21 protein-coding genes are annotated in these 25,729 nt (G+C 63.6%); 8 read left to right on the top strand and 13 right to left on the bottom strand.

The window, feature by feature from the left end:
* Positions 1 to 74 precede the first annotated feature (74 nt).
* From ACVDHE_RS06500 to ACVDHE_RS06490, 3 genes are all read right to left on the bottom strand, one after another.
* Positions 75 to 1,451 (bottom strand): uracil-xanthine permease family protein, encoded by a 1,377-nt coding sequence (locus tag ACVDHE_RS06500; protein WP_213037361.1) that lies wholly within the window; start codon positions 1,449 to 1,451, stop codon positions 75 to 77.
* A gap of 515 nt (positions 1,452 to 1,966) precedes the next feature.
* Positions 1,967 to 2,722 (bottom strand): helix-turn-helix domain-containing protein, encoded by a 756-nt coding sequence (locus ACVDHE_RS06495; protein WP_458885993.1) that lies wholly within the window; start codon positions 2,720 to 2,722, stop codon positions 1,967 to 1,969.
* Between the two features lie 407 nt (positions 2,723 to 3,129).
* Positions 3,130 to 4,164, bottom strand: a complete 1,035-nt coding sequence (locus tag ACVDHE_RS06490; protein WP_458885992.1) for a LacI family DNA-binding transcriptional regulator — start codon at positions 4,162 to 4,164, stop codon at positions 3,130 to 3,132.
* Between the two features lie 254 nt (positions 4,165 to 4,418).
* On the opposite strand from ACVDHE_RS06490, the gene ACVDHE_RS06485 reads away from it, so the two are divergent.
* The 7 genes from ACVDHE_RS06485 (at position 4,419) to ACVDHE_RS06455 (ending at position 12,510) form a co-directional block, all read left to right on the top strand.
* On the top strand, positions 4,419 to 6,284 hold the full coding sequence (locus ACVDHE_RS06485; protein WP_325226814.1) for an ABC transporter permease: 1,866 nt from the start codon (positions 4,419 to 4,421) through the stop codon (positions 6,282 to 6,284).
* Positions 6,285 to 6,314: 30 nt separating this feature from the next.
* A complete protein-coding gene (locus tag ACVDHE_RS06480; RefSeq protein ID WP_418725469.1) occupies positions 6,315 to 7,436 on the top strand; it encodes an ABC transporter ATP-binding protein in 1,122 nt (373 codons plus the stop codon).
* A gap of 79 nt (positions 7,437 to 7,515) precedes the next feature.
* Positions 7,516 to 8,736, top strand: a complete 1,221-nt coding sequence (locus ACVDHE_RS06475) for an ABC transporter substrate-binding protein (RefSeq protein ID WP_458885991.1) — start codon at positions 7,516 to 7,518, stop codon at positions 8,734 to 8,736.
* A gap of 237 nt (positions 8,737 to 8,973) precedes the next feature.
* Positions 8,974 to 9,681 carry a hypothetical protein gene (locus ACVDHE_RS06470; RefSeq protein ID WP_458885990.1) on the top strand — a complete coding sequence of 236 codons (708 nt, stop codon included), beginning with the start codon at positions 8,974 to 8,976 and terminating at the stop codon, positions 9,679 to 9,681.
* Entirely contained in the window at positions 9,659 to 10,675 is a 1,017-nt protein-coding gene (locus ACVDHE_RS06465) for a LacI family DNA-binding transcriptional regulator (RefSeq protein ID WP_458885989.1), read from the top strand. Before ACVDHE_RS06470 ends, ACVDHE_RS06465 begins: the two co-directional genes overlap by 23 nt.
* Before the next feature lie 5 nt (positions 10,676 to 10,680).
* Positions 10,681 to 11,721 (top strand): endonuclease/exonuclease/phosphatase family protein, encoded by a 1,041-nt coding sequence (locus tag ACVDHE_RS06460; RefSeq protein WP_325226822.1) that lies wholly within the window; start codon positions 10,681 to 10,683, stop codon positions 11,719 to 11,721.
* Positions 11,722 to 11,739: 18 nt separating this feature from the next.
* On the top strand, positions 11,740 to 12,510 hold the full coding sequence (locus ACVDHE_RS06455) for an HAD family hydrolase (RefSeq protein WP_213037352.1): 771 nt from the start codon (positions 11,740 to 11,742) through the stop codon (positions 12,508 to 12,510).
* 75 nt (positions 12,511 to 12,585) lie between these two features.
* On the opposite strand, the gene pdxA is transcribed toward ACVDHE_RS06455, so the two are convergent.
* The 3 genes from pdxA to ACVDHE_RS06440 form a co-directional block, all read right to left on the bottom strand.
* Positions 12,586 to 13,665: a 4-hydroxythreonine-4-phosphate dehydrogenase PdxA gene (gene pdxA, locus ACVDHE_RS06450; RefSeq protein WP_418724927.1), complete on the bottom strand. Its 1,080-nt coding sequence runs from the start codon at positions 13,663 to 13,665 to the stop codon at positions 12,586 to 12,588.
* Between the two features lie 107 nt (positions 13,666 to 13,772).
* Complete coding sequence (locus ACVDHE_RS06445; RefSeq protein WP_458885988.1) at positions 13,773 to 14,927, bottom strand: iron-containing alcohol dehydrogenase; 1,155 nt, start codon at positions 14,925 to 14,927, stop codon at positions 13,773 to 13,775.
* Positions 14,928 to 14,940: 13 nt separating this feature from the next.
* Positions 14,941 to 16,197, bottom strand: coding sequence for a four-carbon acid sugar kinase family protein (locus ACVDHE_RS06440; RefSeq protein WP_458885987.1), 1,257 nt, complete (start codon positions 16,195 to 16,197; stop codon positions 14,941 to 14,943).
* A 213-nt stretch (positions 16,198 to 16,410) separates the two neighbouring features.
* Between ACVDHE_RS06440 and ACVDHE_RS06435 the strand changes: the two genes are divergently transcribed.
* Positions 16,411 to 18,207 (top strand): PrpR N-terminal domain-containing protein, encoded by a 1,797-nt coding sequence (locus tag ACVDHE_RS06435; protein WP_458885986.1) that lies wholly within the window; start codon positions 16,411 to 16,413, stop codon positions 18,205 to 18,207.
* Positions 18,208 to 18,279: 72 nt separating this feature from the next.
* Here the strand turns inward: ACVDHE_RS06435 and ACVDHE_RS06430 are convergent, their stop codons facing one another.
* From ACVDHE_RS06430 to hrcA, 7 genes are all read right to left on the bottom strand, one after another.
* On the bottom strand, positions 18,280 to 19,311 hold the full coding sequence (locus ACVDHE_RS06430) for a putative glycoside hydrolase (protein ID WP_325226825.1): 1,032 nt from the start codon (positions 19,309 to 19,311) through the stop codon (positions 18,280 to 18,282).
* 48 nt (positions 19,312 to 19,359) lie between these two features.
* Entirely contained in the window at positions 19,360 to 19,797 is a 438-nt protein-coding gene (gene rpiB, locus ACVDHE_RS06425; protein WP_213037347.1) for a ribose 5-phosphate isomerase B, read from the bottom strand.
* A gap of 108 nt (positions 19,798 to 19,905) precedes the next feature.
* Positions 19,906 to 20,715 (bottom strand): histidinol-phosphatase HisJ family protein, encoded by an 810-nt coding sequence (locus ACVDHE_RS06420; RefSeq protein ID WP_458885985.1) that lies wholly within the window; start codon positions 20,713 to 20,715, stop codon positions 19,906 to 19,908.
* Positions 20,716 to 20,724: 9 nt separating this feature from the next.
* On the bottom strand, positions 20,725 to 21,858 hold the full coding sequence (gene dnaJ / locus ACVDHE_RS06415; protein WP_213037345.1) for a molecular chaperone DnaJ: 1,134 nt from the start codon (positions 21,856 to 21,858) through the stop codon (positions 20,725 to 20,727).
* Between the two features lie 137 nt (positions 21,859 to 21,995).
* Positions 21,996 to 23,840 (bottom strand): molecular chaperone DnaK, encoded by a 1,845-nt coding sequence (gene dnaK, locus ACVDHE_RS06410; protein ID WP_325226828.1) that lies wholly within the window; start codon positions 23,838 to 23,840, stop codon positions 21,996 to 21,998.
* A gap of 108 nt (positions 23,841 to 23,948) precedes the next feature.
* On the bottom strand, positions 23,949 to 24,557 hold the full coding sequence (gene grpE / locus ACVDHE_RS06405) for a nucleotide exchange factor GrpE (RefSeq protein WP_458885984.1): 609 nt from the start codon (positions 24,555 to 24,557) through the stop codon (positions 23,949 to 23,951).
* Positions 24,554 to 25,603 (bottom strand): heat-inducible transcriptional repressor HrcA, encoded by a 1,050-nt coding sequence (gene hrcA, locus ACVDHE_RS06400; protein ID WP_458885983.1) that lies wholly within the window; start codon positions 25,601 to 25,603, stop codon positions 24,554 to 24,556. The genes grpE and hrcA overlap by 4 nt, the downstream gene beginning before the upstream one ends.
* Between the last annotated feature and the right edge of the window lie 126 nt (positions 25,604 to 25,729).

The raw sequence follows: 25,729 nt of genomic DNA, 5'->3' as shown, positions 1-25,729 counted from the left end.
CGCTTCCCCCAAACACAAGACCAGCCGGGACGGAAGATCCGTCCCGGCTGGTTTTTTGCGCATTTGCAGGCCGCTCAGTTCTTTTCCGCCGGGCGGGTCTCGTAGCGGGCGGGGTCCTTGGGCAGGCACAGCTCCATGATGAGCCCCACCACGAACACACCGGCCACCATGTTGCCGGCGAACACGTCGCCGAACACGGCGGGCAGATTGTCAAAGAAGCCGTCCACCTCCGTGACGCCCACGCCCAGGCAGATGGACGTGGCGGCGATGAGGGTGCTGCGGTTGTTCAGCCCGGCCTCCTGAAGCATCTTCACGCCGGACATCATGATGGACCCGAACATGATGACGGTGCAGCCGCCCAGCACGCAGTCCGGCAGGGTGGTGAAGAAGGCGCCCACCGGCGGGAACAGGCCGCCCAGGATCATAGCCAGGGCGCCGAACATGATGCAGTAGCGGTTGACCACGTGGGTCATGGAGATGAGGCCCACGTTCTGGCTGAAGGAGGTGATGGGGGAGCAGCCGAACACGCCGCCGGAGATGGCGGAGACGAAGCCGTCGCAGCACAGGGAGCCGGAGAGCTCCTTCTCCGTGATGTCCCGGCCCAGGCCGCCGGTACAGGTGGCGGTGGTGTCGCCGATGGTCTCCACGGCGGAGACGATGAACACCAGGGCGAAGGAGAAGATGGCGCCGATCTGGAACTTGGGCACGTAGGCGAACAGCCGGGGCACGGCCACCACGCCCAGCTGGCCGATGGTGTCGGCCATGGAGCCGAAGTCCACCATGCCGAAGAAGATGGATACCACGTAGCCCACCAGCATGCCCAGCAGCACGTACAGCTGCTTGGCCACGCCCTTGAGCATGGTGTGGAACACCAGGGCCGCCGCCAGGGTGATGGCGGCCACCAGCAGGTTCTGCCAGGACCCCAGGGGGTAGGCGGAGGAGGACCCGAAGGAGGACACGCCCACATTCAGGATGCTCAGGCCGATGGAGATGACCACGCAGGCGGAGAGGGTGGGGCTGATGATCCGCCGCCAGTACTTGGCGGTCAGACCCAGGATGCCCTCAAAGCAGCCGCCTACGATGATGGCGCCCACCATGACGCCGTAGTCCTGAGAGGCGGTGGTCATGGCGGCGGCCAGGAATGTGAAGCTCAGTCCCATGACCACCGGAAGCCCTGAGCCGATCTTCCACACCGGGTACAGCTGGACCAGGGTGCCGATGCCGGCGATCAGCATACAGTTTTGCAGCAGCTGGGCCGTCTCCGCGGCGGTGAAGGGGGCCCCGTTGTACACCGCCACCGAGGCGATGATGATGAGAGGCGCCACATTTGCCACAAACATGGCCAGCACGTGCTGCAATCCGAAGGGGATGGCCCGTCCGATGGGGACCCGCCCGTCCAGGCGGTAGATGTTGTCGATGCTGCTTTCCTTCCTCTGCGCTGTGGTTTTCATGTAGCAAGACTCCTTTTATATATTTGCCAGGACCGGCGATGCCGGCGGGCGTCCATCGGATACGAAAAGGTTAACAAAAGTTATCCGCGACTTCCCCGGAGCTGGCTTGTGCCATATTATAAAAGGTCAACCTTTAAAATGCAACACTTTTATTTAGGTTGCACAAAATATTTTGAGGCTGCGGCAGGCAGCCCTGTCATACCCGCCTCCGGCGACCAGCCGCTTTACGCCTGCCCCGCAGCGGTCCGCCGCCCGGCAGGCGCAGCAGGCCCGGATTTGCCGGAGGTGTCCGGATGGCCGCGCCCCCCTGTTTTCAACGGCCGGACTTGCCCCGCCCGGAGCCGTTTCCTCCAATCCCACAGGGCGCAGAAGGGAGTCCGTTCTCCCGTCTCCAAACCGGTCATGCCCTGTTTGTCAAAAGGAAACGTCTGCGCTGCCGGCCGGCAGCGCAGACGTTTCCGCATATCATCCCTTTGGGGTTTTTCAGGCGCGGCCCTTTTTGAGCGGAGGTTTCCCTACTCAAACCGCCTGCCCGCCACATAGATGGGGACGAACAGACCTCCCAGCATGGCGGTCAGAAACACCGCCAGCTGACACTGCGCCCAGAACTCCGGCCACAGCGCATGCGCCGCCAGGGTGATCGCCGGCATCCCCGCCATGACGGCGCAGCTCCACACCCGTCCCACCGTCACGATAAGGGGCCAGTTGCGGTTGGTGAAGCGGACGCCGGGGACATTCATGCGGAAGGGGCCGTCCATCATGCCGTGGATCACATGCTCATCGTAAAACCGCGGCAGCTCCTGCCGGGCAAAAAAGCAGAACCACGCGCCGAAAATCGCCCCCAGCAGCACAGCCGTCCCCGCATTTTCCACGGGCGCGTTCACCAGCGCGCCGAAAAGCAGCCCCGCCGCTCCCAGCAGCAACGTCAGCCCGTACCACAGCGGCCAGCGGCCGCAGCTGCGCCACACCCGCCGGGCTTTTTCATCGGAGTACGCAATGGCGGTTTTCACCACGTCCTCCACCGTCCGGGCGTCCATGGGCGCCTGGTCCACCTGCCGCCGGCACAGCAGCAGCTCCGTCACTGTCACCCCCAGCAGCTCCGCCAGCGGGACCAACAGAGCGGTATCCGGAATGGACGCGCCGGTCTCCCATTTGCTCACCGCCTTGTCAGATACGTACAGCTCCCGGGCCAGCTCTTTCTGGGTGAGCCCCTTTTCCCGGCGCAGCTGCGCCACAAAGGCGCCGAACGCCTGTTTGTCAATGGTAAACACATCTATCACCTCGGCAACAGCATACCGGCTCCGGGGCGGCGCGGCAACCGATCAACAGTAGAGTTGGACAAATATCGCCAAACCTGCGTGATCCCCGCAAAATTTTCGTCTCCCCGGAGCAGGTGCAGCGCGCACATACCGTCTCTCCCGACGGCGCCCTCCGTCTTTGTGCAGCAGCTCCGGCCGAAGCTGCCGGGCCGGGATGCCCCGCCGGACAAACGCCCTCTCCGTCCCCCAGTGCCGCGGCGATCCGCGGCCCGGGGCGCCGCCCTCCTCCGTCGGGGCGATCCGCGCTATGGCGCCGCCTTCTCTTCTTCATCTCTTTTGTATCATACCACCGCATTAACCAAAAAGCAGCAGCAAAAGCCCCGCCTCCCTTGCGGGGGCGGGGCGGTGTCGTATATGGCTCAGCCGGCTCCATCCGGCGTCAGCGGCCGGCAGGTGGCCCGCTCAATCAAGGTCGGCGTCACCAGCTTGCGGGTGTAGACCTCCTGCTCATGGCTCTCGATCAGCTCCAGCGTCAGCCGCACCGCCGTCCGGGCCAGGAGGGGTACGTTCTGGGACAGGGTGGTCAGCTGGATACCGGGCAGGCCGGCATACTCGATGTTGTCAAAGCCCATCAGGGACAAGTGCCCGGGCACGTCCACCCCCAGCTCGTCCGCCGCCTGGAGCACGCCCAACGCCACCGCGTCGGAGGCGGCAAAGACCGCGGTCTCCGGCAGAGGATGGGGCAGCAGCTCCCATCCCATACGGTGGCCGTTTTCTACGCTGGAGGCACCTCCTGTGTTCTCCACGGTCCGCAGCTCCATTCCCAGCTCCCGGGCGGCATCCCGGAAGCCCTTGTAGCGCAGGGTATGAGAGGCGGTCCCCAGGCGCCGCCCCAGATACACCACCCGCCGGTGGCCCAGGCGGTGCAGATACTCCGCCGCCAGATGGCCGCCGGCGTAGTTGTCCACGCTGACGGCGTTGATGCGCAGGCGGGAGGTATCCCGGGCGTGGCTGCCCAGCAGCACGCAGGGCACCGTCTCGTGGTAGCGGCCCAAAAGGACATGGGCCGCGTCGCTGGCATTGGCCAAAAGCACGGCATCCACCCGCTGGCTGATGAGGAAGTCAAACAGCGTCTCAATCCGGTCGTCTCCGGGCCGGCCGGTGGACAGCATCACCTGATAGCCACGCTCCCTGGCAAAGGTCTCGATATTCAGCGCCAGCGCCGCATAAAATGGATTGGAGATGGAGGGCAGGATCAGCCCCAGCACATTGGAGCGGCTGGACACCAGGCTCCTCGCCAGCAGATTGGTCCGATAGCCCTGCTCCCGGCACAGCTTCAGGATCCGTTCCCGGGTCTCCGCCCGGATCTCGGGGGCGTGATTCAGCGCCCGGGACACGGTGGTGACAGAGACGCCCGCCAGCCGGGCAATGTCTTTGATGGTAACCTGCTGCATGGAAGCGCCTCCTGTCTGCGGCGATTTCCGGAAGATACCCGGTAACGTTTGCACTATTATTATATCAGACAAACCCCCTATAAACATTGTGCATATAAGACAAATATGCCGATTATCCTTGCATATAAATGTTGAAAATACAAATGGCATCTTGACAAATCCCGTGTGCAAATGCTAATGTAAAGCTACGGAACGAAAACGTTTGCATAAAATTTGCAGACGATTCGCAGGAAAGAGAGGGGAGATTGAGCGCAATGAAACAAACACAGCAGACCTATTCCAAGTCAAGGCGCTTGAAAAACCAAATCAAGGCCGTCGTGACAAACCCCTACAACATCATCGTCCTCATCGCCATCATCCTTCTGATCTATCTGATCGTGGTGCCGCTGCTGGACATGATCGCCACCACCTTCCAGTTGGCTCAGCGGGATCTGCGCGCCGTGGGCGGCGGCCCCGAGGACGTGGGCAAGTTCACCTTCTACTACTGGCAGCGGCTGCTGGCCAGTGAGCTGTCCATGAACATGCTGATCAAGCCGCTTCTCAACTCCCTGACCATCGGCGTGGGCGTATCCTTCTTCGCCATCTTGCTGGGCGCCGTGCTGGCCTGGCTCATGGTCCGCTCCGATCTGCCCTGCAAGCCCTTCTTCTCCCTGGCGGTGATCATCCCCTACATGATCCCCTCCTGGTGCAAATCCCAGGCCTGGCTGTCCATGTTCAAGACGCCGCGGCTGGGCGGTGCGCCGGGCTTTGTGGCCTCCATCATGCAGTCCCTGGGCGTGACCAATCTGGACTGGCTGGAGCCCATCGCCTACGGCAGGCTGGCCATCATCATCGTGCTGACCCTGCACTATTACGCCTATACATACCTGCTGGTCTCCGCGGCGCTGAACTCCATCAACTCCGAGCTGGAGGAGATGGGCGAGATCCAGGGCGCCAGCAAGGCCATGATCCTGCGGCGCATCACCATGCCCCTGGTGCTGCCGGCCATGCTGTCGGCGGTGATCCTGACCTTCTCCAAGGCCATCGGAACCTTCGGCGTCATCAACTACCTGGGCTCTCCCGCACAGTTCTATACCCTGTCCAGCCAGCTGTACATGAACAACAAGTCCCAGAACACCCAGACGGCCTTTGCCATGGCCATCATCATGATCTGCATTGCCTCTCTGGCGGTGTTCGTCAACCAGAAGCTCATCGGCGCCCGGAAGTCCTACGCCACCATCGGCGGCAAGGGCGGCCGTTCCACCCTGATCGGCCTGGGCCGCGTGGGCCGGCCCGTCATCACGCTGATCCTGTTCGTGTTCTTCGCGGTGGGCATCATCATGCCGATCGTGATCCTGATCCTGGAGAGCTGCATGCTCAAGGAGGGCGTTTACAGCCTGTCCAACTTCACGCTCCACTATTGGATCGGCGATCCCGACCCCAAGATCATGGAGGGCATGCCCGGCATCTTCAAAAACAGCGACTTCATCAAGGCCCTGCTCAACTCCCTGCGGCTGACCCTGGTCAACGGCATTTTCGGCACCATCTTCGGCCAGATGCTGGGCTATATCTGTGCCAAGGGCCGCGGCAAGTTCCACGGCAAGCTGGTGGAGCAGCTGGTGTTCATCCCCTACCTGATCCCCTCCGTGGCCTTCGGCGGCATCTACCTGTCCATGTTCTCCCAGCCCCAGACCCTCTTCGGCGTGACGCTGGTCCCGGCCCTGTACGGCACCTTCGCCCTGCTGACCCTGGTGTCCGTGGTCAAGCACCTGCCCTTCGCCTCCCGTGCCGGCACCTCCAACATGCTGCAGATCAGCGGCGAGCTGGAGGAGGCCGCCACCATCGAGGGCGCCGGCTTCTTCAAACGGTTCGTCAAGATCGTTTTCCCCCTGTCCAAGGGCGGCTTCATCTCCGGCTTTATGCTGATCTTCGTGTCCATCATGAAGGAACTGGACCTCATCATCCTCATTATGACCCCGACCACCTCCACGCTGCCCTATCTGGCGTTCCAGTATCAAAACGGCAACTCGCCCCAGGCATCCAACTGTGTGGCGATCGTGATGTTCGCCATCGTGTTCCTGGTGTACGCGCTGGCCAATATCTTCGGCGATGCCGACCTGGCCAAGAGCATGGCGGGCTGAGCATTCGGACATAGAGAGGAGACGAGAGACATGAGCAAGATCGAACTGGTACATGTTGATAAATATTATGGTAAGAACCACGTTTTGAAGGATCTGAACCTGACCATCGAGGACGGCGAATTCATGACGCTGCTGGGCCCCTCCGGCTGCGGCAAGACCACCACGCTGCGTGTGGTCTCCGGCCTGGAAAAGCCCCAGAACGGCTTCATCTACATGGACGGCAAGGAGATCGTCAATGCCGCCGAGGCCTATTTCGCCCCGCCCTCCCAGCGGAATTTGAACCTGGTGTTCCAGTCCTACGCCCTGTGGCCCCACATGACGGTGTATGAAAACGTGGCCTTCGGCCTGAAGATCCGCAAGACCCCCTCCGACCAGATCAAGAAGATGGTGGAGAGCGCTCTGGAGCGGATGCAGATCGGCGAGTACGCCACGCGGTATCCCACGGAGCTGTCCGGCGGCCAGCAGCAGCGCGTGGCCATCGCCCGGGCCATCGTGTCCGAGCCCCGGCTGCTGCTGCTGGATGAGCCCCTGTCCAACCTGGACGCCAAGCTCCGCGTGGATATGCGCTCCGAGCTCAAGCGGCTCCACCACGAGACCGGCAGCACCATCATCTATGTCACCCATGACCAGGTAGAGGCCCTGACCATGTCCACCCGCATCGCCCTGTTCCGTCACGGCGAGCTGGTGCAGGTGGCCCCGCCCCTGGAGCTGTACGACAACCCGGTGAACCTCTACACCGCCGACTTCATCGGCAACCCCAGCATCAACTTCGTAAAGGTCAAGGGCAAGGCCAGCTCTGACGGCCTCAGCGTGGAAGGCGTTCTGGGCGCCATGAGCTTCCCCCGGGAGGACATGACCGCCGAGGCCCCCACCTCCGGCGATTTGGACATCACCCTGGGCGTCCGCCCTGAGCAGATCGTGATTTCCCGCCAGCGCACCGCTCCCGAGCAGGTGGAGGGCCGCGTCTACTCCGGCATGCCCGCCGGCTCTGAGACCCTGGTCAGCGTCCGGGTGGGCGACGCCATGCTGACGGTGAAGGAGCTGGGCTCCACCCACTACTCCGGCGACGAGACCGTGTACCTCACCTTCAACCCCAAGAAGATCAACGTCTTTGATACCAAGAGCGAAAAGCTGATCAAGTACTCCCTGTAAGAGCGCCCCGCGGCTTTCGCCGCGTTCACCATCCCGATCAACCTGCAATCACCCGGAAGAAAAAAGGAGGAAAAGGAACATGTTCAAGCACAAGAAATTGCTCAGCATCCTTTTGGCAGCGGTCATGCTGTTCTCCCTGACCGCCTGCGGCGGAGGCGGCGACACCTCTACCGGCGGCGAAGAACCCTCCGGCGACGGCGCCGAATCCACGCTGACCGCCTGGGAGGAGACCGCCAACATCTACGCCACCAATGAAACCGACGAGGAACTGTATCAGAAGGCCATCGAAGAGGGCGGCACCGTGACCCTCTACTCCATCTCCTCCCGCTGCGGCAAGGTGGCCGAGGCCTTCATGGCCAAGTATCCCGAACTCACGTGCGAGGCCTTCGACATCTCCACCAACGAGCTGCTGGAGAAGGTCACCCGCGAGCACGAGGCCGGTCAGTACGTGGCCGACGTGGTCCACATCAAGGATATGGACGGCTCTTTGTACAACGAGTACGTGAAGAACAAGGTGTTCTACCTCTATCAGCCCGAGGACATCTTCGCCCACATCGATCCCTCCTACACCGCCACCGCCACTCCGCTCTACATCGAGCTGACCCAGCTGTTCTACAACGCCGAGGCCTATCCCGACGGCTCTCCCATTACGAATATCTGGCAGTTGACGGAACCCCAGTGGCAGGGTAAGATTATGATGCAGAACCCCCTGGACAATATCTCCTGGGGCTCCTGGATCACCGGCTTCTGCGTGGGTGATGTGCCCGATCAGCTGGCCGCCGCCTACAAGGAGCTCTACGGCGAGGATCTGGTCCTCTCCGACGGCTGCACCAACGCCGGCTTTGAGTTCCTCAAGCGCCTGCACGACAACAAGCCCACCTTCACTGCCTCCTCCGATGAGATCGCCGAGTCTGTCGGCACGCCCGGTCAGGCAGATCCCCCCATTGGCTTCTGCGCCTCCTCCAAGCTGCGCAAGAACGAGGACAACGGCTGGGTCCTGGCTCCTGTGAACCTGTATCCCACTGCCGGCATCCCCGCCATCAACACCCTGTACGTGGTGGAGGGCTGCCAGCATCCCGCCGCCGCCAAGCTGCTGATCCGCTTCATGATGGGCGGCATCGACGGTGATACCTCCGGCTATGAGCCCTTCAACACCCTGGGCGGCTGGCCTGTCCGCGACGATATCGAGCCTGCCGAGGGCTCTACTCCCTTCAGCGATCTCTACACCTCTCCCTTCGATCCCGATGAGATCTATGTGAACTACAACACCGTCCGCGACTTCTGGCAGATGCTGGGCTGATTCCCTGCGGCCGGAAAACCTGAAGGATCCGTGGAGCGGCGGGCGGCTGTCCGCCCGCCGCTCCAGTCTGTCCCGGCAGCAGGACAGGCTGGAGCTGTTTTCAGCACAGTTTAAGCTCTGCATGTATCATTCTATATCATAGGACTGGGCGGGGGATCCTCCCCGGCTCCGCCGGCAGGCGCCGCCTGCCGCTCATTTCCGCTTTCAGTTCCAGCCGTCATGGCACAAGGAGGGCCTATGGGTTTCTTTATCGACAAACATCACCGCAGGAAAAGTTCCATGGCTGTGACGGCCTTCTTTGCGGCCCTGATCGACCTGTTCGTGTTCGGCATTCTCTACGGCGTGCTGTCGGAGCCCCTGTACCGCCTTGTGCGGCTGGGCAGTGAAGCTTCCAGCACCGTGGTCCAGGGCATCCTCATCGCCCTGCTGGGCACCGCTCTGTGCTGCCTGCAATTTCTGCTGCGGGACAAGCGGATCGCCCCCTACGGCTTCGCCGGGCTGGCGGTGGCGCTGCTGATGTTCTATGTGGGCGCCTCCTTCCTGGATGCGGATGTGCGCTCCGACATGCTGCGGCTGATCACTCTGTTCGGCCTGCTGCCGGTCCTGGTGGGCAACGCCGTGTCCTGGGGCATCTTCCTGGCCCTCAAGCGGCGCAATCCCCAGCTGGTGGCCCGCCGCAAGACCGTCCAGGAGGAGATCCGGGCGGCGGCGGAGGCCTCCGCCGCTAAGGAGCCCCGGAAAAAGGCGGCACAGACCGCCCCGCAGCCGGCAGCGCCCGTCCCACAGGCGGAGACGCCTGCCGCCGCTCCCGGTCCCCAGGCTGCCCAGGATGCGGCCCTGTTCGGCCCGGAGGGGGCCGGCGGGCCCATGTCCGGCCGGTCGGAGCAGGAGGAGGCCATGCTGCTGTATATGGATGACGACGATGACGAAACGAGCGACGATTAAAGATGTGGCGGCCCTGGCGGGCGTCAGCTTTGCCACGGTGTCCCGGGCCCTGGACGACCACCCGGACATCAGCCGGGAGACCAAGGAGAGGGTCCGGGCCGCCTGCGCCCAGCTGGGCTATGTGCCCAACAGCGCCGCCCGGGGTCTGGCCGGACAGTCCACCCACACCATTGGAGTCATCGTGCCGGACGTGTCCAACCCCTATTTCTCCGACATGGCCACCGCCATCGAGCAGGCGGCAGCGGAGCAGGGCTACCGGATGCTGCTGAGCAACTCCATGCGGGACGCCCGCCAGGAGCTCCAGGCCATCGACGGCTTTCTCAGCCGCCGGATCGACGGCATCCTGATCTCCCCTCTGTCTCTGGAGTCCCAGGCTGCCCACAGAGCCGTTCTGGGCGACCTGCCCTGCGTCTACATCGGCATCAATCACGACGGCCAGAGCAGCTACGTGGCCGGGGACAATATCGCCGGCGCCTACCGGGCCACCCGCTACCTGCTGGAACTGGGACACCGGGACCTGGTGTTTCTGGGCGGCCGGGACCAGTCCCTGACCCGGGTACAGCGGTCCGAGGGCTTCCGCCGGGCGCTGGCGGAGGCGGGACTCACCGGCAGGGAATACGCCATGCCGCAGGACCAGGCCGACAACAGCCGCCAGTGGACCTATGAGGCAACGCTGGCTCTGTTCCGCCAGGACCGTCCGCCGGACGCCGTGCTGGCCTTTTCGGACATCGTGGCCCTGCGGGTGATGGAGGCGGCGGAGGCCTGCGGCGTCCGTGTGCCCCGGGACCTGTCCCTGGTGGGGTATGACAACATCTCCTTTTCGCACCTGCCCCGCATCCACCTGACCACCGTCTCACAGAAAAAACGCCGGCAGGGCCGTCTGGCCGTACAGCAGCTGCTCTCCCAGATCCAAGGAGACCGCAGCCGTACAGTCCATCTGGTCCAGCCGGAGCTGATCATACGCTCCACCTGTATGGAAAGACAAGGAGGGTAACAGAAATGGAAGCAATCTCCAGTCCCAAGCGGCAGCAGCTTGGCGCGCTGCTGGACCGGCAGTCCCAGGAATCCGTGATGCAGCAGATCCCCCAATTCGCCGAAGCCCGGATCCACAACCTGGTTCCGGCGCCCGAGGGCACCACCGGGTCTCTGGGAGCGCTGGTGTTCAATATGGAACGGGGCGTCCACCTGGAGGAGCTGGGTGACTTCCTGCTCTCCTGTCCCGACGTGCGGCCCTATGACGTGATCCTGGCCAACGAGCTGGACGACGGCTGTGTCCGCTCCGGCGGGCGGGATACTGCCCGGGAGCTGGCGGAGCGTCTGGGCATGAACTACGTCTACGCCCTGGAATTCATAGAGCTGGTGAACCAGGACGATCCCAAGGGCTACCACGGCAACGCCGTCTTTTCCCGCTGGCCCATCCGGCGGGCCGCCGCCGTGCGGCTGCCGGAGCAGTACAACTGGTATTTTGACCGCCAGCGCCGCATCGGCGGCCGCTGCGCGGTGCTGGCAGAGATCGAGGTGGCCGGACGGCGGGTGGGCGTTGGGTCCATCCACCTGGAGAACCGGACCCACGGCCCCGGCCGCAAAGCGCAGCTGGATACGGTTCTGCAGGCGGCGGAGGAGCTGTTCCCCGGCCTGCCGGTGATCCTGGGCGGCGACCTGAACACCAACACCTTCGACGGCCGGGACAAGGACGCCATCAACCAGATCGCCGCCTCTCCGGAGCTGCAGCGGCGGTGCCTGGAGGATGTGGCCGCCTGGGAGGAGTGTCTCCCCGCGGCCCAGGCCCTGGGCTACACGCTGGTGCCTCTGCGGCCGGAGGCCACCCGGCGCAAGCCCCTGCCCTGGGGCGGCGCCCTGGAGCTGCGGCTGGACTGGCTGCTGGTGCGGGGCATGACGGCATCGGACAGCCGCACCATCTCCACCCGACGGGCCGACTGCGGCTTCGCCCCGGCCGGCTCCGCCCTGGAGCGGTTCACCGGCGAGGAGCTGTCGGACCACAACGCGGTTTGGGCCCTGTGCGGCTGGCAGGCCACTTAAGCAAGGAGGAATCGAGCGATGCTCAACACAGTATTGTTTGACATGGGCGGCACCCTGGAGGATATCTGGTACAACGACGAGACCCGCGCCCTGGTGGTGACACGGCTGATGGAGACCCTGCGGGCAGGCGGACTGGAACCCGGCTGCTCCCCGGAGGAGTTCCGGGAAAAGGTCTTTGCCGGCGTGCGGGCCTACAAGGCCTGGAGCGAATCGGTCTGGCTGGAGAAGAAGCCGGAGGAGATCTGGCCGGAGTTCTATCTCCGGGACTTCGACTTTCCCCGGGAAAAGCTGGTGCCCCTGGCGGAGACCCTGGCCAACCTCTGGGAGGTCACCTTCTACCACCGGGAACTGCGCCCTGACGTGCCGGAGACCCTGGAAGCCCTGCGGCGCCGGGGCTACCGCCTGGGCGTGATCTCCAACAACGCCTCTCTCTACAACGTCTTTGATGTGCTGGAGCAGTACGGCATCCGCTCCTATATGGAGGATGTGACTGTCTCCAGCGTCACCGGCTACCGCAAGCCCCACCCGGAGATCTTCCGCATCTCCCTGCGGCAGATGCAGGCGGCGGCGGAAAACTGCGTGTATGTGGGCGACACCGTCTCCCGGGACATCATTGGCTCCAAAAGGGCGGGCTTCGGCAAGGCGGTCCAGATCGGCTCCTTCCTCTCCGCCCAGAAGGACGCGGCGGTGGGCGCCGGGGCGGAGAAGCCCGACGTGGTCATCGACCGCATCGGCGCCCTGGTGGACTGGCTGGACAGCGTGAACCCCGCCATGGCCCCCGGCGTATAAGCGCAAAACGGCCCCGGTTCCTCTGCGCAAGGCAGAGGAACCGGGGCCTCAGACATCTCCGGGGTCTTTGGCCGCTCAGCAGCCCTTTTTGGCGTTTGCCATGCGGATTCCGTAATCCACGGCATTGATGAGGCTCAGTTCATTGGCGTGGCCGTCTCCGGCGTGGCCGAACCCGGTGCCATGGTCCACGCTGGCGCGGATAATCGGCAGTCCCAGCGTCACATTGACGCCTGCCACCGCATCCCAGTGGCCCAGCGCCCGGTTGTAAACAAAGCCCTTCACCTTCAGCGGAATATGTCCCTGATCGTGGTACATGGCCACCACGATGTCGTACCATCCGCCCAGGGCCTTGGAAAACACTGTATCCGGGGGCGTGGGCTTCTTTTCGGGAATGATGATCCCCTCGGCCATGGCGGCGTCGATGGCGGGCTGGATCTCCTCGATCTCCTCAGTGCCAAACATGCCGTTTTCACCGCAGTGGGGGTTCAGGCCGGCCACGGCGATCTTGGGTTCCCTGATACCGATGGCTTTGCAGCCGTCGTTGGCAATGCGGATCACGTCCAGCACCCGGTCCTTCTTCACCCGCTCGCAGGCCTCCCGCAGGGAGACGTGGGTGGAGACATGCACCACGCGCAGATCATTGTGCGCCAGCATCATGGTGTACTTGGAGGTGTGGGTGTAATCGGCGTAGATCTCCGTATGGCCGGAATAGTGGTGACCGGCCATGTTGATGGCCTCCTTGCTGATGGCGTTGGTGATGGTGGCATCCACCTCGCCGGCCATCGCCAGCTCAATCACCTTCACCACATACGAAAAGGCCGCCTCGCCGCCCAGGGCGGTGGCTCCCAGCCCAAAGGGCCTGGGATCGGCAGGGTCGCAGGGGATATCTCCGGCCTTGACGATCCCCATGTCATATACGTCGATGGTGCCGTGCCGGAACTGTGCCTCAGCCACAGAGCTAACGGGCCGGATCGTCAGATGAACGCCGGAGAGCTTCTCCGCGACCTTTGCGGCGTACTCCATGCTGGCGGCGTCGCCCACTACCAGGGGGCGGCAGCGGTCATAAATGCGCTTGTCAGCCAGCGCCTTGACCGTGATCTCCGGGCCGTTGCCAAAGGGATCTCCCATAGAGATGCCAAGGATCGGTTTTTCCATGATGATGCTTCCTTTCTCTTTGCGCAGGCCGGTTCCGCCGGCCTGTCTCCTGTTTTTTTACAGTTCTTCTCCGCCTGTGCCCAGAAGATATCCGTCAAGAACGCCCCTCACAGCACCTCCAGATAGATGCTCCGCGCATCGTCGGGCGTCACCTCGCGCATGTTGTTCACCAGCAGCCGGGTGACCTCCATGCCGGAGGCCACCAGAGCCTCCAGATCCTCTCTGGGTACGCCGAACTCAGTGAGACTGGTGGGGATGTCCAGGTGCTTTACGATCTGCTCCAGGCGGGCGATCACTGCGGCGCTCTTGCCCTCCACCGTGGTCTCGCGGCCGCAGATACAGCGGTCATAGACGGCGGCAAGCCGCTCCCGGCAGGCCGGCTCGTTGAACCGCATGACCGGCGCCAGCAAAATAGCATTGGATACTCCATGGGCAATGTGATACTTACCGCCCAGCGGATAGCTGAGGGCATGGACGGCGGTGGTGCCGGAGGCTGTAATAGCCACGCCGGCATAGAAGCTGGCAATCTGCATCCGGTTTTTGGCATCCATGGCGTCAGGATCGTCGCAGGCGCGCTCAATGCTGTTTAAAATCATATCCAGCGCCTGCATGGCGAAGATATCGCTGAAGGGATTGGCCTTGTTGGAGGTCCAGCATTCGATTGCGTGGGCCAGTGCGTCCACACCGGTGGCGGCGGCGATCTTCCGGGGCAGCTTTTTGATCATGGCGGCATCTAAAATCACATAGTCTGCGATCATCTCGGTATTGACGATGCCGACCTTCAGCTGCTTCTCAGGCACAGCCACAATCGCATTGGGCGTAGCCTCGGAGCCGGTGCCTGCGGTGGTGGGGATCATCAATGTCTTGATACACTTTCTGGCGCGGGCAGGGGTGTCCAGCAGCTCTTTGATCCCGTATTCGTCGGTCATCAGGATACTGGCCAGCTTGGCTGTGTCCATAACGCTGCCGCCGCCCACGGCCATGATAAAGTCGGCGCCGCAGGCCTTGCACTGGTCCACCAGCTTCTGGGCCTCCTCATAGGAGGGCTCCGCCGGCAGATCGTCCAGGATGACAGCGTCCACGCCGGCCTGCTGCACCTGCGCCATAGGCAGGTCCAGCAATCCCGCGCCCCGGATTCCCCGGTCTGTAAAGACCGCCAGGCGTCCGACCTGATTCTCCGCCAGAATATCCCGGATCTTCTCCAGGGCATCCTGTCCGCTGAACACCGCATGGGGCATTTTCAAATCATATCTGGCAAGCATGCTGTAATCCTCCTTACTGATCTGCTCCGGTGCGGATCCGCTCCTCCAGTCTGCACAGCAGGTCTGGCTCTCCGAAACCGCCGGATTTGGCAATGATGGGATGGGTTTTTCCACGGTAAACAAAATACGTGAGCACGACGCCTGTGGCCAATTCACATACGGGGATCAGCTCCGCCACATCCACGGCACGCATCAGCGCCAGAAGGGTGTCGCCGCCGGAGCACATCAGCGTGGCCTCCAGGCCGCTGTCCAGCAGCCGCTTCATCACGCCCCCCATGGTGCCGGAGATCCGGATCCGGACCTCCTCAATATCCATGCCCCGCCCGGCGGCAAAGTCCCGGGCCGCGGCGCTGTTCTCCGGGGGATCGTTGCTGTCCAGGATACAGCGGCCCTCCTGTTTGGCTGAAGCCAGCAGGTCCTGCACAGCAGCGGCGCAGGCCGCACTGTCCAGCCATTCCGGCAGGAGCTTTTCCTCCGGCAAAAGCCGGTGGCGGGGAAATCCCGCCTGCTCTGCCGCGTCCAGCTGGCGGATAGTCACCGGGTTCACACTGCCGCAGACCACAAAAAAGGGCGCGTGCAGTTCCGGGATCTGGGGAGGCGCCCCCTCCAGGGCCAGCAGATCCGCCACCACCGCCGCAAAGCCGGCGCAGCCGGCGGACAGCCGCACCCCCGCCGCGCCCAGCTGGCGGCCGATGGCGGCCAAATCCTCATCGCTGGCCGCGTCAAACACCTGGATGCCGGGCAGATCGTTTCCCGGATCCCCGGCTTTGCGCCGGATCACCGGAGCAGCGGTCTGCTCCCCCAGGATCTCCGATACCCGGGAGTGGCGCACCGGATCAAAGGGATCCTGACCGAACACGCTCTGCGCCACCGGTACGCCGTCAATGAAGTGGATGCCGTCCCGGGTGATACGGCGGATCTTGGGAAAGGCGGGGACAAAGGGCATGCGGTCTGCTCCGGCCGCGTCCAGCACCGCCGCCAGCTCGGCGCCCACATTTCCCCGCAGGGCGGAATCTGTCTTTTTGTAAATGCAGCGGATCCCCGCATCCAGCGCCCGGGCTGCCGCCTGCCGGACCAAGGCATAGGCTCTTTCAGGAGCCAGATGCCGGGTTTCCGCATCCAGCACCAGCACCCGAACCCCCGCATCCACGCCGGCAAAATCAAAGGACGGATCCGTTATCACGCTGGTGGCCGCACCGCGAGCGGCAAACTGCACACCGGTATCCAGCGCTCCGGTAAAATCATCGGCAATAATCAGCAAGTCAACCATGTCGCCGCCTCCCGCTGTCGTTCACATTTGAAACATCAAGAAACCTTACATTTTCTCCGCAATTACAGCTTCTATTTTACAAATCTGCACATGATGCAGCAACCTTTTTTCTCCTCCAAAGCGTTTATCTTTGAAACACGTAGAAAAAGGATTGTTCTGTTTTTGTGAATTTGGTATAATGTGTTTAAATTTTAAACAGTTTTGGAGGCAGTTATGGACGGCAACTACCGGGTCCTGGGGATTGCTCCCTTTGAGGGGATGAAATCCCTGATGTCCGCTCTGGCAGAGGAGTACCCACAGATGGATCTGACACTGCTTGTGGGAGATCTGGAGCAGGGGCTGGAAATCGCCCGCAGCAACTTCCATGGCGATTATGATGTGATCATCTCCCGGGGCGGCACCGCCAAAATGCTCAAGCAAAACCTGCCTTTGCCGGTCGTCGAGATCCCCGTATCCACCTATGACCTGCTGTGCACGCTGAAACTGGCGGGAATTTCCGCACAGGCCCAAAAGGCGGCCATGGTCTCCTTTGACAATATCACCGCCAACGCCCGGATGCTGTGTGATCTGATGGGCTATGACATCGACATTCGCACCGTGAACTGTGCAGAGGAGGTGGAGCCGGTGCTGGCCGCGCTGAGGGCGGAGCATTATGAGACCGTCCTCTGCGACGCCGTCGCCAACGCCGCCGCCAAGCGGCTGGGCCTGAACTCGTTTTTGATTACCTCCGGTGCCGACAGCGTGCGTCAGGCTTTTGAGCGCGCTATGGCCCTCTGCCGCAGCCAGGCCCGGCTCCGGGAGGAAAACCTCTTTTTCCGGGAACTGCTCCATGGGCAGATCGGTCAGACCATGGTTTTTGAAGAAAGCGGCGAACTTTTTCTCTCCACCCTGGACAACCCCTCTCCGGACCTGCTGGAGCTGCTGCGGCGGGAGTTGCCGGAATCCCAAAGGGACGGAGAGCGGCGCATCACCCGGAATCTGGGCGGCATGCTGTATTCCATCCGCTCCCGGCAGATCTCCTCGGGCAGCGGCCGCCACACCGCCTTTTTCTTTGTGGCCAGACGCTCTCCGCTGTCGCCCAGTCAGGCGGGCATTCGCTTTATCACCCGTCCGGAGGCGGAGGCCGCTTACTGCGACAGCATTTTCAGCTTTGCCGCGTCCCTCAGCGATCTTCAGGAGGATATCGCCCGCATCAGCGGCAGCGGCGCCCCGGTGCTGGTCACCGGTGAGGACGGAACGGGAAAGGAGTCCGTGGTCAGCCTGCTGTACATACACGGCCCCCTGCGGCGCAATCCCCTGATATCGGTAAATTGCAGTCTGCTCAATGACAAAAGCTGGACATTCCTGCTGGAACACCACAACTCCCCCCTGGCAGACGAGGGCTCCACCCTCTATTTTGCCAGCATTGACGCCCTGCCCGGGGAGCGGCGCCGGCAGCTGCTGGCGGCTCTCACGGAGATGGACGTATGCCGCCGCAACCGGGTCATCTTCTCCTGCGTGTGTCAGCCGGGAGAGTATACCTCCGCCGCAGGCTCATTGTTTATGGACAGGCTGTGCTGCCTGTCGCTGTTCCTTCCGCCCCTGCGGTCGATGGCCGAGAAGATCCCCGCTCTGGTCAACCGGTCTTTGAGCCATCTCAACGCAGATCTCCCCCGGCAGCTGGTAGGCGCGGACCCGGAGGCCATGGCCCTGCTGCAATCCTTTCACTGGCCGCACAACTACACCCAGTTCCGCCGGGTCGTGGGCGAGCTGGCGGTGGTTGCCGCCGGTCAGATGATCTCAGGAGATGACGTGCGCCGCATCCTCCGCAAAGAGCGGCACATGGGCGCATTTTCTCCCCGGGCGGAGAACGCCTCCGCCCCTCTGGATCTGAACCGGACGCTGGAGCAGATCAGCCGGGACGTGGCCGTGCGGGTGCTGGAGGAAACCGGCGGCAACCAGACGGCAGCCGCCAAACGGCTGGGCATCAGCCGCACGACCTTGTGGCGCCTGCTGCAAAAGAAGGACTGATCGCTCCATAGCGCAGCACCCCCCGGCGGGAGATTCCCGCCGGGGGGTGCGATGCAATGGGCTGTGTTCCCATCAGGATGCCTCTACCAGATACGTCTTCAGATCCTGTGGCTGAGCCTGCAGCTCCGGCACAAACGTTTCGCCGCCCGCCGCCGTCACGGCATCGGACAGTTCCTGGGCCTGAGCGGCAATGGTCCGGGCATAGATCCGATCCGTCAGGGGTGCGATCTCCGCCAGCACCAGTCCCGCCGTCTCATCCCGGCCGGTGAGGATCGTCTCCGCCGGCAGTTCCACCGACAGCAGCACATCCTCGTACCCAGCCTGGTCCAAAGCGGCGCGCAGGGCCGTCAGCAGCCCGCTGAGGCTGGCCTCCATGCCCTCCTCCGGGTACTGGATCTTGTCCAGCTTGCCCACCGTGGGGAAGGAAACATCCGTCAGCAGGATCTCGTCAAAGCCCAGGGCGGCGCATTCCACCGCCAGCTGGCCCACATACGTCCGGGTCCCCTCCTTGGACGGATCCAGCCAGTTGAGGTTGTTGCCGTCATAGAAGATATAGCCGCCGGTGTTCTTCAGCCCCCGGCCCTCCACATCGGCGTTGGCGGCCCGGCTGTCCAGCAGGCAGGAGAGGCGCGCAATGGTGTGGACGCCGCTGCCGGTCAGGTCCGCCAGGGCCTTCGCCGTGGTATCGGCCGTCTTTCCGGCGGCGGGCAGCGCCGCCTGGGAGTCGTAGTACACGCTGCCGGAGCTGTCCTTCATAGTGACGGCCACGGCGTCATATCCGCTCTCCTCCAGACCCGCCGGGGCAGAGGCCGCCGTCAGGGGCGTATCCGTCAGCCACAGGACCTTGGCCCCGGCCGGAGTCTCCGGCTCCTGAATGACGATATCCACCTCTCCGGGCTCCTGGGGCAGTTCCTCCGTCTGTTCCGTGTCCTGCTGCCAGGGCAGTTCCAGCCGGGCGTTGCCGTCGGCGTCATAGACCAGGTACTCCTGCAGCACGATCACGGCCACAGCCGCCACGATCACCAGCACCAGCACCACGGCCAGAGCGATCTTCCCCTTGGGCGGACGGCCCCGGTAGCTGCGGTATCCCTTTGCGGCCCACATGGCGGCTCACCTCACTTCCGGTAATCTCGGCTTCCGCGGCGCGGAAGCTCAGGGCTGGATGGCGTTGAGCTTATCCACCCGGCGGGCGTGGCGCCCGCCCTCGAACTCGGTGGTCAAAAAGACCTCCACCATCCGCTCGGCCATGTTCTTGCCGGTGAAGCCCGCGCCAATGGCCATCATGTTGGCGTCGTTGTGGCGGCGGGTCATCTCCGCCTGAAGGGAGTCGGCGCAGTGGGCGCAGCGGATGCCCTTGACCTTGTTGGCGGCGATGGAGATACCGATGCCGGTGGTGCAGATCACGATGCCCCGGTCACAGGTCCCGGCGGCCACGGCCCGGGCCGCCGCCTCGCCGAAGTCGGGGTAGTCGCAGCTCTCCGTGGAGTGGCAGCCGAAGTCCTCCACCTGGTGGCCCAGCTTCTCCAGCAGGGCCTTGATGTCGCATTTGAGGGCGTATCCGCCGTGATCAGAAGCCAGAGCGATCTTCATAGTATCCTTCTCCTTTTTTATGTCAGATGATGGATGAACGCGCCGCCCCGGCGGGCGGCGCAGGGTGCTCATGGGCCTATTATAAATCCTTCCGGGGGAAAATGCAAATCACAGGTCGTGCCAGACCGGCTGCCGCCGGTCAAAGGTGCAGAAGCGCCGGAAGCCGCATGCCCGCAGCAGCGCCTGTCCCTCCCGGATGGCGCAGCCCACGCCGTCAGTCCGGTGGGCGTCGGAGCCCAGGGTGATGATCTCACCGCCCAGCGCGCGGTACATCCGCAGCCACTTTTCGTCCGGCAGGGGGGTGTTGCCGTGGTTGGTGTTGACCTCGATGCCCAGGCCCTGCTCCACCACCAGCCGCAAAATCGCCTCCAGCCGGTCCTCGAACCCGTCGAAGGTCAGGTGGAAGCCACGGCGCTCGTTGAGATACCGCAGAGGCAATGTCAGGTGGCCCACCACCTGGAACTTACCCCAGCGGACCATCCGCTCCACGCTGTCCAGGTAGTCCGCGAGGCCCGCCCGGGCCTCCGTCTCGTCGGCGGGCGAAAACAGGGCCAGGTTGCAGTCCGCCGGCGGGGGCAGGCTGTGGACGGAGCCGATGATAAAGTCCAGCTCCGGCGCCCGCTCCAGCTGCCGCTCCACCCAGTCGATGTTCCAGATGGCGTCGCCGATCTCGATGCCCAGCCGCAGCTGCACGCTCTCCGGCGCGGCGGAGCGGGCCTCGGCAAAGGCCCGCTTCAGGGGCGCCCAGTCGTGGTCCGCTGTCTTGGGCACGGTGCAGTTCCACTCCAGAGGCTCCACATGGTCGGTGAAGCAGATCTCCTGGAGCCCCGCGGCAGCGGCCGCGGCGGCCATCTCCGTCATGGTGTTCCGGGCATCCGGAGAGCAGGTGGTATGGGTGTGATAGTCCGCAAGGTACATGGCGGTCCCTCACTTCTTGAATTTCTTGAAGAATTTCTTCTGTTCCTCGTAGTTGTTGTCGCCCATGGTGTCGGCGAACTTCTTCAGGGCTTCCTTCTGCTCCTTGTTCAGGTTCCGGGGCGTCTCGATATAGACGGTGACGTACTGGTCGCCCCGGCCCCGGCCGTTGAGGGAGGGGATGCCCTTGCCCTTGAGGCGGAAGGTGGTGCCGGACTGGGTGCCCTCCGGCAGGGTGTACTTGACCTTGCCGTCGATGGTGGGGATCTCCAGCTCCGCGCCCAGGACCGCCTGGGCGAAGGTGATGGGCGCCTCGCAGAGGACGGAGGTGCCCTCCCGCCGGAACAGCTCGTGGGGCCGGACGGTGATGGTGATGAGCAGGTCGCCGGCGGGGCCGCCGTTCTTGCCGGCGTGGCCCTGGCCGCGAATGGAGATGGTCTGTCCGTTGTCGATGCCGGCCGGGATGCTGGCCTGGATGGTCTTGCGCCGCCGGGTGAAGCCGGTGCCGTGGCAGTCCTTGCAGGGCTGGTGGATGATCTTGCCCTTGCCGCCGCAGCGGGCGCAGGGGGAGGAGGTGGCGAACACGCCCATGGGGGTCTGCCGCCGGACCTGGACGGTGCCGGTGCCGTGGCAGTCGGGGCAGGTCTCCGGCGAGGTGCCGGGGGCGCAGCCGTTGCCGTGGCAGGTGTCGCAGGGCTCCATCCGCTCCACGGTCACGGACTTCTCACAGCCGAAGGCCGCCTCCTCAAAGCTGATGGCCACGGACAGCCGGATGCTCTCGCCCCGCTGGGGGGCGTTGGGGTTGGTGCGCCGTCCGCCGCCGAAGCCGCCGCCGAAGAAGCTGCCGAAGATGTCGCCCAGGTCGCCGAAGTCAAAGCTGCCGTCGAACCCACCGCCGCCGGCGCCGAAGTTGGGGTCCACGCCGGCGTGGCCGAACTGGTCGTACCGGGCCTTCTTGTCGGCGTCGGAGAGGACCTCGTAGGCCTCGTTGATCTCCTTGAACCGGGCCTCGGCATCCTTGTCGCCGGGGTGCAGATCCGGGTGGTTGGCCTTGGCCAGCTTCCGGTATGCCTTTTTGATCTCATCCTCAGAGGCGCCCCGGCCAACGCCCAGGACCTCGTAATAATCGCGTTTTTGCTCTGCCATAATGATGCTCCTATCAGTCGGGAATCAGGGATCAGGACCGGGCCCCGGCGCCGGGACCCCGTCCTCATATCTGATTTTCCGCCAAACGGTCCCAATGGGGCGGGGAAGCTCCCCGTCCCATTGGACCGTTTTGTTCGTTACTTCTTGTTGTTGTCGTCCTCGTCCACGACCTTGTAGTCGGCGTCGTAGTACTGGCCGCCCTGCTGGGCGTCGGGACCGGGGCCGGCCTGGGGGCCGGCGTTCTGGGGATTGGCCTGCTGGTACAGCTTCTCGCTCACGGCGTAGAAGGCCTGGGTCAGCTCGTCGGTGGCGGCCTTGATGGCGGCGGTGTCCTGGCCCTTCAGGGTCTCCTTGAGCTTGTCGATACCCGCCTGGACCTTGCTCTTGTCGTCGGCGGGGATCTTGTCGCCCATCTCGGAGAGGGTCTTTTCGCTCTGGTAGACCATCTGGTCGGCCTGGTTGCGGACCTCGACCTCCTCCTTCATCTTCTTGTCCTGGGCGGCATACTGCTCGGCCTCCTTGACGGCCTTTTCGATGTCCTCCTTGCTCATGTTGGAGGAGGAGGTGATGGTGATGTGCTGCTCCTTGCCGGTGCCCAGATCCTTGGCGGAGACGTTGACGATGCCGTTGGCGTCGATGTCGAAGGTCACCTCGATCTGGGGCACGCCGCGGCGGGCCGGGGCGATGCCGTCCAGGTGGAAGCGGCCCAGGCTCTTGTTGGCGGCGGCCATCTCACGCTCGCCCTGGAGGACGTTGACCTCAACGGAGGTCTGGTTGTCGGCGGCGGTGGAGAAGATCTGGCTCTTCTTCACGGGGATGGTGGTGTTGCGGTCGATCAGCTTGGTGAACACGCCGCCCATGGTCTCGATGCCCAGGGACAGCGGGGTGACGTCCAGCAGCAGCAATCCCTTGACGTCGCCGGTCAGCACGCCGGCCTGGAGGGCGGCGCCCATGGCCACGCACTCATCGGGGTTGATGCCCTTGAAGGGCTCGTTGCCGGTGAAGTTCTTCACGGCCTCCTGCACGGCGGGGATCCGGCTGGAGCCGCCCACCAGCAGCACCTTGCTCAGGTCGCTGGGCTGCAGGCCGGCGTCGGACATGGCCTGGCGCACGGGGCCCATGGTGGCGTCCACCAGATGGGCGGTCAGCTCGTTGAACTTGGCCCGGGAGAGGGTCACGTCCAGGTGCTTGGGGCCGGTGGCGTCGGCGGTGATATAGGGCAGGTTGATGTTGGAGGTGGTGACGCCGGAGAGCTCGATCTTGGCCTTCTCAGCGGCCTCCTTCAGCCGCTGCATGGCCACCTTGTCGCCGGAGAGGTCCACGCCGTCGCTGCGCTTGAACTCATTGACCAGCCACTTCATGACGCACTCGTCGAAGTCGTCGCCGCCCAGGCGGTTGTTGCCGGCGGTGGCCAGGACCTCGATGACGCCGTCGTCGATCTCCAGGATGGAGACATCGAAGGTGCCGCCGCCCAGGTCGTAGACCATGATCTTCTGGCTCTGCTCCTTGTCCACGCCGTAGGCCAGGGCCGCGGCGGTGGGCTCGTTGATGATGCGCTTGACGTCCAGGCCGGCGATCTTGCCGGCGTCCTTGGTGGCCTGGCGCTGGGAGTCGGTGAAGTAGGCGGGGACGGTGATGACCGCCTCGGTGACGGTGGAGCCCAGGTACGCCTCGGCGTCGGCCTTGAGCTTCTGGAGGATCATGGCGCTGATCTCCTGGGGGGTGTAGTTCTTGCCGTCGATGCTGACCTTGTGGTCGGAGCCCATCTCCCGCTTGATGGAGGAGATGGTGCGGTCGGGGTTGGTGATGGCCTGGCGCTTTGCCACCTGGCCCACCATGCGCTCGCCGGTCTTGGAGAAGGCCACCACGGACGGGGTGGTGCGGTTGCCCTCGGCATTGGGGATGACGACGGCCTCGCCGCCCTCCATGACCGCCACGCAGGAGTTGGTGGTGCCCAGATCGATACCAATAACTTTAGACATAATGATTGCCTCCTAAAATCTATGGAAAAATTTTTATTACAAACAAATGGATCTTTGGAAATCCCAAATTCAAACCGGGCCAAAGGCCGCGGTCCCTGCCCGAGGGCCTCAGTTTGCCACCTGGACGATGGCGTGGCGGATCACTTTTCCGTTCATCTCAAACCCCGCCTGGAACACCTGGGCCACCACGCTCTCGCCGTAGGCCTCGTCGTCGATGTGCATGACGGCGTTGTGCTTCTCCGGGTCGAAGGTCTCGCCCAGGGCCGGGATCTCGGTGACGCCCAGCTTGCTCAGGATCTCCTGATACTGGTGGAAGATCATCTCCAGCCCCTTCTTGTGGGGATCGTCCTCACCGCCCTCGGCGGCCGCGGCCCGCTCCAGATTGTCGTACACCGGCAAAAACGCCTTGATGGTGTCCAGCTGGGCGTCCTGGTAGATGGTCTCCTTCTCCTTGGCGGTGCGCTTGCGGTAGTTGTCGTACTCCGCCGTCAGCCGCACGAACTGGTCCTTGACGGAGTCCAGCTGCTTCACCGCCAGCTCCATCTGCTCCACCTGTTCCCGGGTAAAGGTGTAGCCCTTCTCCTTCTTCTTTTTGGCCTTGGGCGCCTTCTCCGGCTCCTGGGCGGCGGCTGCCTCCGCCGCCTGCTCTGCGTCTTTCTGCTCCTCCTGAGGGGCCTCCTGGGGCTCCTGGTCGGGCAGCTTGGTCTCTTCGCTCATTCCTCTGGTTCCTCCTTGGGCGGTAATTCCTGTTGTTTTCCGAACAGCCGCGTCAGCCCCTCGGCAAAGCCGGTGAGGCGGGCGGCCACTGTGGCGTAATCCATCCGGGTGGGGCCCACCACGCCGATCAGGCCCCGCATATCGTCGCCGATGTCATAGCTGGCCACCACCACGCTGGTATCCTTCAGCGCGTCGCTGACGTTCTCCGGCCCGATCAGGATCTTCATGGGGCCCTCCTCCGGCATGGGGAGACTCTCCTTGCTGTCGGTGAGGAAGCTCATGAGCTGGTGGGCCTTGTCGGCGTCCCGGAATTCCGGCAGCTTCAAAAGCTCCTTGGTGCCGGCGGTGATAATCTCCCGCTGGCCGGCCTCCTCCAGCGCGTCCACGGCGTAGGCCACGGTCTGGCTCAGCAGCAGAAACAGCTGCGGCGGCACCTGGTCGGCCACGTCCATGAGCCGCTGGTTCATGGTATCGGTGCCCACGTTGGTAAAGTGGGTGTTCAGCAGATTCACCAGGGTGGGCATCTGCTCCAGATCCACCTTCAACTGCATCCGCAGCAGCTGGCTGCGCACCCGGTTGTCGCCCAGCATCATCACCACGATGCAGCTGCGCTCATCCACCGGCAGCAGGTCGAAGCGGCGGGCGGTGATCTTTTTCTTCCCGGCGGCGGCCACATAGGCGGGGTAGTTCACAAAGGAGCTGACCGCCCGGCCCGCCTGAGAGATCACCCGGTCCAGCTCCTCCATCTTCAGCTGGAGGGACTGGTTGATCTTCTCCGTCTCGGCCAGAGTCAGCCGCTGGCGCTCCATCAGCTCGTTGACGTAGAGCCGGTAGCCCTTGGGGGAGGGGATGCGCCCTGCGGAGGTGTGGGGCTGCTCCAGGTAGCCCAGCTCCACCAGATCCGCCAGCTCGTTGCGGATGGTGGCGGAGCTGACCTTGCCGCCCATCTCGCTGGCGATGCTGCGGGAGCCCACCGGCTCGGCGGTCTGGACATAGTCCTCCACCACGATCTTCAATATCTGTTTTTTCCGGTCCGTCAGTTCCACAGTCCGCACCTCTGACGCTTCCGCGGGATGTTGTAAATTGGTTTAGCACTCTCTTTCCCGGAGTGCTAAAAGGAGTTTACCACCGTGCCCTCTCAATGTCAACGGGTGGATATAAACATTTTGTAA

Source organism: Dysosmobacter sp. Phy, assembly GCF_054476235.1.
Note: the sequence above shows the minus strand (reverse complement) of the source record. Positions and strands in the feature narration are given on the sequence as shown.